Below are 13,794 nucleotides of genomic sequence, written 5' to 3'. Positions count from 1 at the left end.
AGAAGCACCCGCCATCGCGCGGGTGCTTTGCTCTCTGGAGCTCGTCCGGAGTGGCCGGCTCAGGCTTTCCTGGCCTCCTTCATGTTCGGCAGGAACACGGTCAGCAGGCCGAGGAAGGGCAGGTACGAGCAGACGTGGTAGACGAAGTCGATGCCTTTCATGTCGGCGATGACGCCGAGCACGGCCGCAGCGATGCCGCCCATGCCGAAGGCGAAGCCGAAGAAGATGCCGGCGATCATGCCGACGCGGCCGGGAACCAGTTCCTGCGCGAAGACGACGATGTTGGAGAAGGCCGACGACAGGATCAGGCCGATCACAACGGTAAGCACCATCGTCCATTCCAGATTGGCGTAAGGCAGCGCCAGCGTGAAGGGCAGAACGCCGACGATCGAGAACCAGATCATCGCCTTTTGTCCGTAGCGGTCGCCGAACGGGCCGCCGAGCAGGATGCCAAGCGCCGAGGCGCCGAGGAACAGGAAGAGCATGACCTGCGACATCTGCACCGAAACGCCGAACTTATGGATGGCGTAGAAGGTGTAGTAGCTGGACAGCGAGGCGATATAGGCGTTCTTGCTCAACACCAGCAGCGTCAGCACCGCCAATGCCCCCATGACCTTTTTGCGTGGGAAGGGCGAGACGTGAGCCGCCGGCTTGCGGCTGGCCATCGAGGCGCGCAGCCGGCTGTACCAGCCGCCAACCTGCCACAGCACGACGATGCCGATCAGCGAGCCGACGGCGAACCAGGAAATGCTGGTCTGGCCGAAAGGCACGACGATGAAGGCGGCGAGCAGCGGGCCCATTGCCTGGCCGAAATTGCCGCCGACCTGGAACAGCGATTGCGCGAGACCGAAGCGGCCGCCCGAGGCGAAGCGGGCGATGCGCGAGGATTCCGGATGGAAGATCGCCGAGCCGATACCGATCAGCGAGGCGCCGATCAGGAGCAGCCAGTAATGGCCGGCATGCGCAAGCACCACCAGCCCGACCAGTGATGAGGCCATGCCCCAAGGCAAGGAATAGGGCATCGGTCGCTTGTCGGTGATCATGCCGATCACAGGCTGCAGCAGCGAGGCCGTTACCTGGAAAGTGAACGTAAGAAGGCCGATCTGCCAGAAATCGAGACCGTAATTCTCTTTGAGCAGCGGATAGATCGCCGAAAGCAGCGACTGCATGATGTCGTTGACGCAGTGGCAGAAGCTCACCGCAAGAATGACGGTGAAGGCCGTCGCTTGCGCCGAGGTGTGGCTTGCCGGCGCTGGGGTGGCGACGGCGGTGGCGGTCGTATCGGTCAAGGCAATGCTCCGGGTCTTTTTGGCGGCGAACCGCAGCCAGCCAGCTTTATTGGCCGCTTGTCTTATAATCGGCTTGAATGGCGACTTCTTTCGTGGTTTGGTCCAATAGTTTCGCAAGTGGGCCACATCGAATGCCGCATGGCCGGGAAATCTTCAGGGGCGATGCCGCCGAGCTCGGTCGGCTGCATGAAAGCCGCTGGCAGTGGCTGGAGCAAGCGGTCGGGCCGGCGGTCGCGTTGCCGACCGAATATCCCGACGGCTACCACGTGCCGCGGCACCGCCACAGCCGCAGCCAGTTGCTGCATGCGCTTGTCGGCGTCGTGCTGGTGACGACCAAGCACGGCCGCTGGATGGTGCCGCCCGACCATGCGATGTGGATACCGGCCGGCATCGAGCATTCGGTCGAGATGCTGGGCGACGTCTCGATGCGCTCGGTTTATGTGGTGCCGGATGCAATTCCCGGCCTGCCGGAGGGCTTGCGCGTCGTCGGCATCACCGAGCTGATGCACAGCCTGATCGTGGAATCGGAGAAGCTGCCTCAGGGCGGCGAGCTCGAAGGACGCGCCGGGCTGATCATGGGGCTCCTGCTGCATGAGATCCCGAACCTGCCGGAGCGGCCGCTCGGCCTGCCTTTTCCGTCGGATCCGAAGCTTGCGGCGCTCTGCCGGCGCTTTGTCGCGGCGCCTTCGCCGCATGCGACGATCGACGAATGGGCGGATGCCGCTGGCATGAGCCGGCGCTCCTTCACACGCGCCTTCCACCGCCAGACCGGGCTGTCGCTCTCCACTTGGCGCCAGCAGGCCTGCCTGTTCGCGGCGCTGCCGAGGCTCGCCGACGGCGAACCCATCACCAGGGTGGCGCTCGATCTTGGCTATGACAGCGTGCCTGCCTTCATCACCATGTTCAAGCGCATGCTCGGCAGCTCGCCGCGCGGCTATATGCGCGGCGCGCGCGAGTCAGGCGAGGGGGCAAAGCGATCAAGCGGCCCGGTTCAGGCCAGCAGCGCCGCGGTCTAGTCGAACAGGCTCGAGACCGATTCTTCGGTCGCCGTGCGCGAGATCGCCTCGCCCATCAGGTCGGCGATCGAGATGACGCGGATGTTGGGCGCGTCGAGCACGGCCTGGCTGGGCTGGATGGAATCGGTGATCACCAGTTCCTGCAGTTTCGAGCCACTGATGCGGGCAACGGCGCCGCCCGAGAGCACGCCATGGGTGATGTAGGCGGTGACGCTGGTCGCGCCGTTGGCGAGCAAGGCATCGGCCGCGTTGCAGAGCGTGCCGCCGGAATCGACGATATCGTCGATCAAGAGGCAATCCTTGCCGGCGACGGCGCCGATGATGTTCATCACCTCGGATTCGCCGGGCCGCTCGCGGCGCTTGTCGACGATGGCGAGCTGCGCATCGAAGCGTTTTGCAAGCGCACGCGCCCGCACCACGCCGCCGATGTCGGGCGATACGACGACGACATTGCCGAGCTGCTTGTATTTCGCCTTTACGTCGCGGGCCATCACCGGCACCGAGAACAGATTGTCGGTCGGGATGTCGAAGAAGCCCTGGATCTGGCCGGCGTGGAGGTCGAGCGTCAGCACGCGATCGGCGCCGGCGCGGGTGATCATGTTGGCGACGAGCTTGGCCGAAATCGGGGTGCGGCCTGAGGCGCGGCGGTCCTGCCTGGCGTAGCCGAAATAGGGAATGACCGCCGTGATGCGCCTTGCCGAGGAGCGCATGAAGGCGTCCATCATGATGAGCAGCTCCATCAGATGGTCGTTGGTCGGATAGGAGGTCGACTGCAGGATGAAGACATCCTCGCCGCGCACGTTCTCCTGGATCTCGACGAAGATCTCCTGATCGGCGAAGCGCCTGACGCTGGCCTTCCCCAGCGGGATGTTGAGATAGCGAGCGACAGCTTCGGCCAGCACCCTGTTGGAATTGCCCGCAAAAAGCTTCATGCACCGTTCCTGGTGAAGGATGGAGAGACCGGACAGACTCTCATGAGCCTTTATGCCGGGCTTTTAGCGGCCCGCGCCGGTATTGCAAGCCTCGTGATCGGGAATCGTTCGACAAGGCGCAACAAAGGCCGGCTGGATCGCAAGCCGGCAACAGGTTGGTCGATCAACCGGCGCCGCCGCTGCCGAGCCACGCGGTGAACTGGTCGATCGTCTGGTCGGCGATGGCCTGCATGGTGGCCGGCGCTACCGCCGGCCAGCCTTCGCCGCTGCCGACGGAAACCGCTTTCTGCTGGCCATTGATGCGATGCAGGCGGTTGCCCGACGGATCGTAGATATCCCAGACATAGATGACTGTGGTGTCCTTGCCTTCGGACATCGTCGAGAAATAACCCTTCAGCACATGCGTCGCCGTCTGGTCGGTGCTGCCGACAAGGGTCACGCCGCGCTGCCTGGCGCGCGTCTGCAATTCCGCCGTCAAGGGTGCTGCGGCCTCCACCGAGGCGCCGACGATCGGCGCTACCTGCAGCCGGGTCTTGGCGATGGCGGCGGCCTGAGCCGGCGTGGCAGGCGTTGAAGCCGCCGCGGTCGCTGTGGGCGCGGGCGCGGTGGTCGTTGTGGGCGATGCGGTGGCCGACGTGCCCTGGGTGGCCGGCAGAGCCTGGGCCGAACCCGCCGGCGGCTTGACGGCAGAAGGATCGAGGACGTCCTTGGCGTTGGTGCAGGCGGCCAGCGCTAGCGCCGCAAGCAATGACACGGTCGTCACCTGCGATCGTCTCATTTGCCCGACAACTCCCTGGTGGCGAACGCCCCCGCGTGAACCAACCATTATGGATTCACTGCACGATCAAGTCGAGATCATGGCGCGAGAGCGGCTTCGGCGCCGATTCCGTGGTAAGATAGGTGCGGCCGAGCGTCATCGCCGTATCGGTTTCCGAATCCATGATGATCATATGCGCGAACAGCGTCATGCTGGGCGCGATCGGCTCCGGATTGCCCTGGTAGAACATCGGCATGTCCATCCAGGACGGCGTGAAGCGGGCGCCGAGCGAATAGCCGCAGGCGTTCAGCCGGTGCTTGGTCAGATTATGCGCCTCGAGCGTGCGGGCATGCGCGTCGAAGACGTCGCCGAAGGAATTGCCCGGCGTCATCGCCTTCTCGACGGCAAGCAGAGCCGCGCGGGCGGCATCGAACAGTTCCTGGTGGCGCTTCGAGACCTTCCCGGTCAAAACGGTGCGCATCATCGCCGCGTGATAGTGATGGAAGACGCCAGCCCATTCGAGCGTCAGCTGGTCGTTCTTGGTGAGCTTGCGGCGGCCGGCCTTGTAGCGGCAGAGCAGGGCATCGGCGCCGGACCCGATGATGAATTCGTTGGCGGGATAGTCGCCGCCGCCGGCAAAAACTGCTCCTTGCATGGCGGCCAGGATCAGCGCCTCGTCGCCACCCTGCTTGATCAGCGGCAGCGCGGCATCGAGCGCATCGTCGGCGAGGCTTGCGGCTTTTTCGGCCTTGGCGATCTCGGCCGGACTCTTGAAGAGCCGCAGCCGGCCGACGATCCCGGAAGCATCGGCGATCTGGCCGAAGGTCTGCAACTGCTCGTCCACGCGACGGCCATTGTAGGCCGTGAGGCCGTGCGTATCGTATTCCACGCCGATGCGGGCGCCAAGCAGATCGAGATCGTTGAGCAGGTTGCGCAGGTCGATCGCGGGATTGGCGCCATCACGATCGGTCCACAATACGATATTCTCGATGGTCGAGGTGTTTCGCGCCTGCCTCAAATCGGCCGAGCGGGTGAGCAGCACCATCGAGCCGTCGCCCTTTACCACCAGGCACTGGAAGAAGCAGAAGCCGAAAGTGTCGTAGCCGGTCAGCCAGTACATGCTCTCCTGCGCGAACAAAAGCACGGCGTCGAGCTTCTTCTCGGCCATCTCGATCAGCAGCCGGTCGCGCCGCGCGTCGAATTCCGAACGTTCGAAATGCAGCGCCATTTACTCTTTCTCCAGAACGATTGCCGAAACCTGCCGCCCGTAATCCGCTTCCTTGCGGTGGGTGGTGCGGCGGTAGGAATAGAAAAGGTGTTCTTCGGCGTAAGTGCAGCGGCCGAGCCCGTCGGCGGTCACGCCAGCCTTGCGCAACCGGTCGACCGTATATTGGTTGAGGTCGAACATCGAGTGGCCAGGGTTCTGCGACGATCTGAAGTAGAGTTGATTGCCGGGGTCGGCCTCGACGAAGCGAGCGACGAATTCCGGTCCCACCTCGTAATTGTCGGGTCCGATGGAAGGGCCGAGCACGGCGACGATGCGATCGCGGCGGGCGCCGAGCCCTTCCATCGCGGCTACGGTGTTTTCGAGCACGCCGGTGAGGGCGCCTTTCCAGCCGGCATGGGCCGCGCCGATGACGCGCGCCTCCGCGTCGGCGAACAGCACCGGACCGCAATCGGCCGTCGAGGCGCCGACAGCGATGCCTGGCCGATCGGTGACGATGGCGTCGGCCTTGGGGCGAGGGCCGGCAAAAGGCTCCCTGGCGATAACGACATCGGGAGAATGGACCTGGTGCGCGGTGAGGAGATGATCCGCCGCCACGCCCATCCAGTAGGCAACGCGGCGACGGTTCTCCGCGACCAGCGTCTGGTCGTCGCCGGAGCCTGTGCCGATGTTGAGACCTTGGTAGATCCCGCTGGAGACGCCGCCGATGCGGGTGAAATAGCCGTGGCGTATGCCTGGCGCCTTCGCAAGCAGCGGCGAGCGTACTGGATCGGGTCTGGTCTGATTCAGCATGGAAGGGTTTGTTGTCCGCGTGGGCGATTTCGTCAAGGTGGAGTTCGGGAGGGGGTATGTGGCTCGGGCAAGTGGCAGGGCCAGCTTGCACGGGTTGCCCGCCGATGTCAGCCAGTTTTCGCGGCCGGCAGAATCTTCATCACCTTGAACAGCTCGCCCATCGCATCCGGACCCGCAAGGCGCTCAACCGCCTCGGAAATCGCCTGACGCGCGACGTCATCGGCCCGGGCGCCGAGCGCGCCGGCGCGCTCGAGCAGGCCCATGCCGAGCAGGAATTCGCTCTGCGTGGTCAGTTCCGCCTGGAGGCCGTGCTCCCGGACGGCTGCGGCCAACGCGGCGAAATCGACATGAGCGGTAAGGTCGGCCTCGCCGGGATTGACCAGCACGTCTTCGTGATCGTGCCTGCGCACAGCCTGCAATGTGTCGCCGAAGCCCGGCTCAAGATGGCCGTAGTCGATGAACAGCCCGGCGCCGCCATGGCCGGCGATACGCTCGGCAATCGCTGCCATCAGCGCGGCGCGGGCCGGCGCCACCTCGACGATCGCGCCTTGCAGAGCATCGGCCGCGCCGGCCGGCAGCAGCGTCGGGTCGACGGAACCCGCGCCGGCGAAGAAATGAAGATTGTCTTTCTCGTCGAGCCCGACCACGCGCTCGCGCCAGCCGGCGCCGACATAGACGAACTGGCGGATCGGCACCGCGTCGAACAGTTCGTTGCCGACGATGAAGAGCGGCTGCTGCGGCAGCGTGTCGATGGTTTGGTGCCAGCTCAGGGCCGAGTTCTGGCCGGCAAGCGTCTCTTTCTGGATTTCGGCCAAGCGCGGACTGGTCTCGATCATGGCGAAGGAAGCCTCGGCGGCAAGCGCCGGATCGAGGCGGGACCAGGTGCGCAGCATGTCCTTCATCAGCGTGCCGCGACCGGGGCCGATTTCGGCGAAGGTGGCTGGCAGCGGACGCCCGCCGCCTTGCCAGGCCTGGTAGAGCCAGACGGCGACAAGCTCGCCGAACATCTGGCTGATCTCCGGCGCGGTGACGAAGTCGCCGGCGGCGCCGAAGGGCTCGCGCGTCGTATAATAGCCGTCCTCAGGGTCGAACAGGCAGAGCGCCATGTATTCGCTGATTGGGATCGGCCCCACCGCGCCGATCAGGCCGACGATGCGCTCCTTCAGCCTGGTCATGCCGGCTGCGTCTGCGTCGTCGGCTTTGCGGTGGCCATGGCCCAGATGCCGGCAAGCACCATCGGCGAGGACAGGACCATGCCCATGGTCAGCCAGTTGGTGCCGAGCAGATAACCGAGCTGCTGGTCAGGCTCGCGGAAGAACTCGACGAAGATGCGAGACAGGCCGTAGCCGCAGATGAAGGCGCCGCCGACGAAGCGCGGTGTCTTCAGCTTCAGCCGCGAGTGGGTGAGAAAGCGCAGCACCAGGAAGAGCACAAGACCTTCCAGCAGCGCCTCGTAGAGCTGGCTGGGATGCCGGGTGAATGGGCCGCCATTGGGGAATTCGATCGCCCAGGGCACGTCCGACGGACGGCCCCACAGCTCCGAATTGATGAAATTGGCCACACGCACCAGCCCAAGGCCGACCGGCACGCCGGCCGAGACGACGTCAAACAGCGTCCAGGTATGAATGCCGCGCTTGAGCGAAAAGAGGGTCATGGCGAGGATGACGCCGAGCAGTCCGCCATGGAACGACATGCCGCCCTGCCAGACCGCCAAGATGTCGAGCGGATGCGCGATATAGCGTGGAAGGTCGTAGAAGAGGACATAGCCGGTCCGCCCGCCGAGCACCACGCCGATCGCCGCCCAGACGATGAAATCGTCAAGATCCTCGGGCTTCATCGGCAGCTTGCCGTCCGGCCAAAGGCTGGCATTGCTGGCCAGGCGCTTGGCGTACCACCAGGCGAACAGAATGCCGACGATGTAGCCGACGCCGTACCAATGCACCGCCAGCGGCCCGATATGGACGATGACCGGGTCGATATTGGGGAAGGGCAGGGAGGCCAGCGGCAGCAGGAAATATTCGCTCAAACTGGGTCGCTCCGGTTGCGGTCGTCTATCGGGCGCGGACCATGCGGCAGGGTTTTGGCGGGGTCAAGGCACGCTTCGCTTGCAATCCGTGCCGCGCGCCACTACGTCAAAATAATCAAGCGAGGATTTGCCATGTCGACCGGAACGAACCGCATTCTCGACGAATTCGCCAAGCTGATGACCGATGCCGCGGGGGCAGCCCAAGGCGTCAGGCGCGAGATGGAGACGGCCTTCCGCAGCCAGGCCGAGCGCCTGCTCAACTCCATGGATGTGGTGAAACGCGAGGAGTTCGAGGCCGCGCGCGAGATGGCCGTCAAGGCAAGAGAAGACAACATCCAGCTTGCGGTGCGCGTCGAAGCGCTCGAGGCCAAGCTCGCCGAATTGACCGGGCAAGCCGCACCTGCGGCTGCGGCGAAGCCCAGATCAAAAAAATAATCGTAAACTTTTCCACAAAGCACGATCCGAAAAATCGCTTTGCCGTGAATCGCTTACCGGCATTGCATGAATCTTTTTGACAGCGCCTTTCCACATGCGAATGACGCAGTGCGAAAAATTGGGCTGTTCACGCGACTCCCGATCAATAGACTGAATTTGTTGCATGATTCGAAGCAGGGTCATGCGCCGGGCGGTGGGGTCCGGTTGGGGTCTTTGCGTTGGAAAGCCCTGGCCGTCCGAGTTCTAGACAAGATTGTTCGTTGTGCGTGCCCTCTCTCGCGGAGCGTGTGGCGGCGCTCTCAGAACGACAGGAAGCATTCATGGAACTCCTCGAACTCGAATTCTCCCGCGAAATCCACCCGGTGGACGTCATCGAGCAAGTGGCCCACAACAATGACTGGTCCTTCGAACGCGCCGGCGACGACGAGATTTCGATTTCGGTAACAGGCAGCTGGACCGACTATCATGTCTCCTTTTCCTGGATGGAAGATTTCGAAGCGCTGCATCTGGCCTGCGCGTTCGACATCAAGGTGCCGGAAACGCGCGCGCTGGAGGTGATGCGACTCCTTTCGCTAATCAACGAACAGATGCTGTTTGGCCATTTCGACCTGTGGGAGCAGGAGGGCGCGATCATGTTCCGGCAATCGCTGCTGCTCGCCGGCGGCGTCGAGCCGTCGAGCCAGCAGGTCGAGGTGCTTCTGTCATCGGCGTTAGAGGCCTGCGAATGCTATTTCCAGGCCTTCCAATTCGTCGTCTGGTCGGGTACGTCGGCCAAGGACGCGCTGTCGAGCGTGCTCTTTGAAACCCATGGAAGCGCCTGAGCGAAGCCAATACCGCCGATGAGTTCCAGCAGCGAGCGCAAGCCGGAGATCAGCTTTGCCGATTTCGATCGTGTCGACATCCGTGCCGGCACGATCGTCGAGGCTGAGCCCTTTCCGGAGGCGCGCAAGCCGGCATTCAAGCTGAAGATCGATTTCGGCCCGGCGATCGGGGTGAAGAAGTCGTCGGCGCAGATCACCAAATATTATGCGCCGGAGACGCTGATCGGCCGGCAGGTCTTCGCGGTGGTCAATTTCCCGCCGCGCCAGATCGGCCCGTTCATGTCGGAAGTGCTGACGCTTGGCTTTCCGGACGAGGAGGGCGCCGTCGTGCTCGGCGCCATCGAGCGCAAAGTGCCGGACGGCGGGCGTCTATTCTAGAACAAGCCTGGGCCGGCCCGACGTCACCGCGTTCTGATCGGCGCGCTTGCGCGGCATCCCCAGCGCTTCTTCGACAACGTCGAGGAACATCTCGGCGCATGACTTCCAGCTGTAGCGCAGTGCGCGCTGGCGCGCCTCCGCGCGGTCAATGTGAAGCGCCTTGAGCGCCGCCTCGCGCAAATCCTCGGATACGGCCCCACCGACGCCGTCGCCGACGATGTCGATCGGTCCGGTCACCGGATAGGCGGCCACCGGCGTGCCGCTGGCCAGAGCCTCGATGATGACGTTGCCGAAGGTGTCGGTGCGGCTCGGAAAGACGAAGACGTCAGCCGAAGCGTAGATTTCCGCCAGTTCGTCGTTCGGGCGATGGCCGAGGAAATGCGCGTTCGGATAGCGGGCGCTGAGCTTTGCCAGTTCCGGCCCTTCGCCGACCACCACCTTGCTGCCGGGGAGATCTAGATCGAGGAAGGCGGTCAGGTTCTTTTCGATCGCGACACGGCCGACGCAGAGGAAGATGGGGCGGGGAAAGCTGGTGTCCTTGCGTTTGTTCGGCCGGAAATGATCGGTGTCGACGCCGCGAGTCCAGGGCCTCAGCTTATCGAAGCCGCGCGAGGCAAGGTCGTCCGCCAACGATTGCGTAGCGACCAACGTGCCCTGTCCGGAATTGTGGAACTCGCGCAGCCAGTTATAGGCCCACCTCTCCGGCACCGGCAGGCGGGCGCTGAGATATTCGGGGAAACGCGTGTGGTAGCTGGTGGTAAAGGGACGGCCGGCCTTGCGGCAGTAGCGGCGCGCCATGATGCCGAGCGGCCCTTCGGTGACAATGTGGATGTGGTCGGCCTTTCCCGCTGCGATCAGCCGCGCGACATGACTGGGGGTTGTCAAGGCGAGCCGAATGTCCGGGTAGGTCGGCAGCGGCAAGGTGCGGAAGATGGTCGGCGTCAGAAAATCGACCTGGACGTCGAAGGATTTCAGCGTTTCGGTAAGCCGCTCCAGCGTGTGAACCACGCCGTTGACCTGCGGTCGCCATGCATCGGTGACCATCAGGATTCGCATGGCGACCCTTCGCACAGATTCTTGGGCGCGCCGGCACGATGGCGGAACGGCAGCCAGGCTGCAGCTCGCGCTTCGCTCCAGCGCACCCGGGCGGGTGCGGGATCGAAGCGGGGCGGCATGGCCGAATCAATAAAGGTCGCGCGCTTCATGCGCGCTCTTGACCATGATTTCATGACGAGGGGATGAAGGCCGTCTTTGTCCGACTAAGCCGGCACCTTGATCACGGCTCGCAAACCGCCCAGCGGGCTGTCTTCAAGCATGATGTCGCCGCCATGAGTTCGGGCGATGTCGCGGGCGATCGACAGACCAAGGCCGGTGCCGCTGGCATCGAGATTACGCGCTTCGTCGAGCCGCAGGAATGGCTTGAACACTTCCTCGCGCTTGTCCGGCGCGATGCCGGGACCGTCATCGTCGATGGTGACGGTCAGCGAGCCGCGGCCGTGATTGGCATGGACCTCGACCGTCTTGGCATATCGGAAGGCATTGCCGATGACGTTGGACATCAGCCTGGCAAAGGCGTTCGGCCGCACATGCACGGTCGGATCGCCGGTCAGTGTCGTCGACAGCTTGCATTTGCGCAGTTGCGCTTCCTCGCCAAGCTTCTGGAAATAGGCATCAAGATCGAAGCGGCCGGTGTCTTCCGCCGCCTCGCCGCGGGCAAAGGAGAGATAGCCCTCCAGCATCGACTGCATGTCGTCGATGTCCTGGTTCAGCGCTGCCTTGGTCTCGGCCTTGCCGCCAGCCAGGGCCAGCTGCAGCTTGAAGCGGGTGAGAATGGTCCTGAGATCATGGCTGACGCCGGTCAGCATGGCGGTACGCTGCTCGATCTGGCGCTCGATGCGCTCGCGCATCTGGATGAAGGCGAAGCCGGCGCGGCGCACTTCCTCCGCGCCGCGCGGACGGAAATCGCGCGGCATCGGCCGGCCCTTGCCGAAGCTCTCGGCGGCTTCGGCCAAGGTCAAGATCGGCCTTATTTGATTGCGCAGGAAGGGGATGGCGATCATCAAGAGCACCAGCGAGGTGCCGACCATCCAGATCAGGAAGATATGGGTGTTTGAGGCATAAGCCTGGCTGCGACGCACGAAGACGCGCAGGACCTTGCCTTCGAGCTGGACGCGGACCTCGACGACATTGGAGTTGCCGACCGTGTCGATCCAGAAGGGACGGTTGATCTGTCGGGTAATCTCCGATGACAGGGCCGTGTCGAGGATTGAGAAGAACGGCTTCGGCCCGGGGGCCGGCAGCGGATCGGGCGGCAGCAGATCCACTTTCAGCTGCATGCGGTCCTGGGCGATGCGGATGATGTTGGCGTAATCGGCGTCGTGGGGATAGGTCTCCATCATGTCGATGATGGCAGCGATGTCTGCGATCGTCGCCTGCGACAGGCGTTGGGTAACAGTCTGCCAGTGGCGCTCCATGAAGACGAAGGCGACGACCGACTGCAAAAGAATCATCGGCGCGATGACGATGATCAGGGAGCGGGCATAAAGCCGCTTCGGCATGTAGAGCGCGACCAGGCGCCAGAACCGGTTCCAGGCGCGCGGCATCGCCCTCAGCGTCCGCAAAGCGAGATCGCCGGGGCTCCCGGTCTTGGGCTTTTCCAGTTGCGTGGTCGCCATTGGCCCTTCCGCTCGTAGACGGCCATTCAGCCAAGGCCGTCTGCGAGCATGTTATTCCACGCTGAGCCGATACCCAATACCGCGCACGGTCTGCAGCCACACCGGATTGGACGGATCGCGCTCGATCTTGCGGCGCAGCCGGTTGATCTGGACGTCGATGGTCCGCTCGCCGACATCCGATTCGTCGCCGACGAGCTCGTGCCGCGGTATGGTTTCGCCCGCCCGGGCGGCGAAGATCGCCAGGATTTCCTGCTCGCGGTCGGTCAGCTTCAGCGCCTCGCCGCCACGCTTCAGTTCGCGCTTGGCGATCTGGAACGTGTAGGGGCCGAAGACGAGCTGCTCGACTTTCGGCGTCGCCGCCGGGCCGCCGCGGCGCAGGATGTTGTTGATGCGCAGGATGAGCTCGCGCGGATCGAAGGGCTTCGGCAGATAGTCGTCGGCGCCGGCCTCGAGCCCGGTGATACGGCTGTCGGTTTCCGACAGCGCCGTCAGCATCAGGATCGGCACGTTCTTCTCGGCCCGCAGCGCCTTGGTGAGGTCGACGCCGGTTTCGCCGGGCATCATGACGTCAAGCACGAGCAGGTCGAAGTCCAGCCCGGCGAGCTTGCGCCGGGCCTCGCCGGAGTTGCCGGCGACGGTGACGCGAAAACCGTTCTCGGACAAATATTGCTTGAGCAGATTGCGGATGCGGGTGTCGTCGTCGACCACCAGCAGATGCGGCGCATCATCGCCGGGCGCTGCCGGATGATCAACCTTCTCAGTGGTCTCCATTTTTCTTCCCCGATGTTTGCGCAGGCACAATGTCGATCTGCGCTCTAAGTTCCGGATTGACCATCGCCTCGAGGAATCTCTCGATCGATGCGCGTTCGGCGGTCCCGGAATCTTCCAATGCAGCACGGATGCGGCGCGACTGTGGCCGTGCCAGCGCCAGTGCCAGCGCGCGGCCCTTGGCAGTCGGGTAGAGCTCGCGCTGCCGGCGGTCGCGCAACCCTTGCACCTGGACAATATGGTCCGTGTCGATCAGCTGCTTCAACACCCGCGCCAGGCTCTGCTTGGTGATCTTCAGCACGTCGAGCAGCTCGGCAACCGTCAGTCCGGGCCTGCGGTTGACGAAATGCAGGACGCGGTGATGGGCACGGCCGAAGCCGTAATCGGCAAGGATCTGGTCGGGATCGGAGGTGAAGTCGCGATAGGCGAAGAAAAACAGCTCGATGATGGCAAAGTCGATGCCGTCCTCGTCGGTGATCGCCGTCCTGATCGGTTTTCCGGCTGCGGGGCTTCGTTCCGTCATCATTTCTCCATGCCAAGCGGGAATTACGTCAGTACTGTTGACGTAATTTCCCGCAAATGATAATTTTTGACAAGCTTTTCGGCGGATTGCGAACGAAAAGGCAAGCGGAAGCCGTTTTTCCGGAACTTCCTAAGTTTGCCAGGGATTGAATATCCGC

At 63.7% G+C, this 13,794-nt stretch carries 15 protein-coding genes; 4 read left to right on the top strand and 11 right to left on the bottom strand.

All coding sequences use genetic code 11. The features are described from left to right. Positions 1 to 59 precede the first annotated feature (59 nt). Entirely contained in the window at positions 60 to 1,289 is a 1,230-nt protein-coding gene (locus CK218_RS00660; protein ID WP_176477688.1) for an MFS transporter, read from the bottom strand. A gap of 131 nt (positions 1,290 to 1,420) precedes the next feature. On the opposite strand from CK218_RS00660, the gene CK218_RS00655 reads away from it, so the two are divergent. After that, the gene (locus CK218_RS00655; RefSeq protein ID WP_095826569.1) at positions 1,421 to 2,305 is read left to right on the top strand and encodes a helix-turn-helix transcriptional regulator; all 885 of its coding nucleotides are present in this window, start codon (positions 1,421 to 1,423) and stop codon (positions 2,303 to 2,305) included. Here CK218_RS00655 and CK218_RS00650 read toward each other — a convergent pair. The 6 genes from CK218_RS00650 to lgt form a co-directional block, all read right to left on the bottom strand. Then, positions 2,302 to 3,237: a ribose-phosphate pyrophosphokinase gene (locus CK218_RS00650; RefSeq protein ID WP_066994382.1), complete on the bottom strand. Its 936-nt coding sequence runs from the start codon at positions 3,235 to 3,237 to the stop codon at positions 2,302 to 2,304. The genes CK218_RS00655 and CK218_RS00650 overlap by 4 nt on opposite strands. Before the next feature lie 163 nt (positions 3,238 to 3,400). After that, complete coding sequence (locus CK218_RS00645; protein WP_066994385.1) at positions 3,401 to 4,015, bottom strand: hypothetical protein; 615 nt, start codon at positions 4,013 to 4,015, stop codon at positions 3,401 to 3,403. Positions 4,016 to 4,070: 55 nt separating this feature from the next. Then, complete coding sequence (locus CK218_RS00640; protein ID WP_066994388.1) at positions 4,071 to 5,222, bottom strand: Xaa-Pro peptidase family protein; 1,152 nt, start codon at positions 5,220 to 5,222, stop codon at positions 4,071 to 4,073. Then, positions 5,223 to 6,011 carry a peptidoglycan editing factor PgeF gene (pgeF, locus tag CK218_RS00635; protein WP_095826568.1) on the bottom strand — a complete coding sequence of 263 codons (789 nt, stop codon included), beginning with the start codon at positions 6,009 to 6,011 and terminating at the stop codon, positions 5,223 to 5,225. Between the two features lie 107 nt (positions 6,012 to 6,118). Continuing rightward, entirely contained in the window at positions 6,119 to 7,186 is a 1,068-nt protein-coding gene (locus tag CK218_RS00630) for a class I SAM-dependent methyltransferase (protein WP_095826567.1), read from the bottom strand. Continuing rightward, positions 7,183 to 8,037 carry a prolipoprotein diacylglyceryl transferase gene (lgt, locus tag CK218_RS00625; RefSeq protein WP_095777309.1) on the bottom strand — a complete coding sequence of 285 codons (855 nt, stop codon included), beginning with the start codon at positions 8,035 to 8,037 and terminating at the stop codon, positions 7,183 to 7,185. The genes CK218_RS00630 and lgt overlap by 4 nt, the downstream gene beginning before the upstream one ends. Before the next feature lie 132 nt (positions 8,038 to 8,169). Here lgt and CK218_RS00620 point away from each other — a divergent pair, with 132 nt between their 5' ends. The 3 genes from CK218_RS00620 (at position 8,170) to CK218_RS00610 (ending at position 9,671) form a co-directional block, all read left to right on the top strand. Further along, on the top strand, positions 8,170 to 8,472 hold the full coding sequence (locus tag CK218_RS00620; RefSeq protein WP_066994397.1) for an accessory factor UbiK family protein: 303 nt from the start codon (positions 8,170 to 8,172) through the stop codon (positions 8,470 to 8,472). 320 nt (positions 8,473 to 8,792) lie between these two features. Then, positions 8,793 to 9,293: a YbjN domain-containing protein gene (locus CK218_RS00615; protein ID WP_066994911.1), complete on the top strand. Its 501-nt coding sequence runs from the start codon at positions 8,793 to 8,795 to the stop codon at positions 9,291 to 9,293. Positions 9,294 to 9,311: 18 nt separating this feature from the next. Continuing rightward, positions 9,312 to 9,671, top strand: coding sequence for a tRNA-binding protein (locus tag CK218_RS00610; protein ID WP_066994400.1), 360 nt, complete (start codon positions 9,312 to 9,314; stop codon positions 9,669 to 9,671). Here CK218_RS00610 and CK218_RS00605 read toward each other — a convergent pair. The 4 genes from CK218_RS00605 to CK218_RS00590 form a co-directional block, all read right to left on the bottom strand. Beyond that, positions 9,663 to 10,727, bottom strand: a complete 1,065-nt coding sequence (locus tag CK218_RS00605; RefSeq protein WP_095826566.1) for a glycosyltransferase family 1 protein — start codon at positions 10,725 to 10,727, stop codon at positions 9,663 to 9,665. The genes CK218_RS00610 and CK218_RS00605 overlap by 9 nt on opposite strands. A 203-nt stretch (positions 10,728 to 10,930) precedes the next feature. After that, entirely contained in the window at positions 10,931 to 12,274 is a 1,344-nt protein-coding gene (locus CK218_RS00600) for an ATP-binding protein (RefSeq protein WP_067327137.1), read from the bottom strand. 123 nt (positions 12,275 to 12,397) lie between these two features. Then, complete coding sequence (locus CK218_RS00595) at positions 12,398 to 13,117, bottom strand: response regulator transcription factor (protein WP_059188911.1); 720 nt, start codon at positions 13,115 to 13,117, stop codon at positions 12,398 to 12,400. Continuing rightward, entirely contained in the window at positions 13,104 to 13,637 is a 534-nt protein-coding gene (locus CK218_RS00590) for a MarR family transcriptional regulator (protein ID WP_095777371.1), read from the bottom strand. The genes CK218_RS00595 and CK218_RS00590 overlap by 14 nt, the downstream gene beginning before the upstream one ends. Between the last annotated feature and the right edge of the window lie 157 nt (positions 13,638 to 13,794).

Source organism: Mesorhizobium sp. WSM3879, assembly GCF_002294915.1.
Lineage (GTDB): Bacteria > Pseudomonadota > Alphaproteobacteria > Rhizobiales > Rhizobiaceae > Mesorhizobium.
This window is presented reverse-complemented; position numbering and strand designations above follow the sequence as displayed.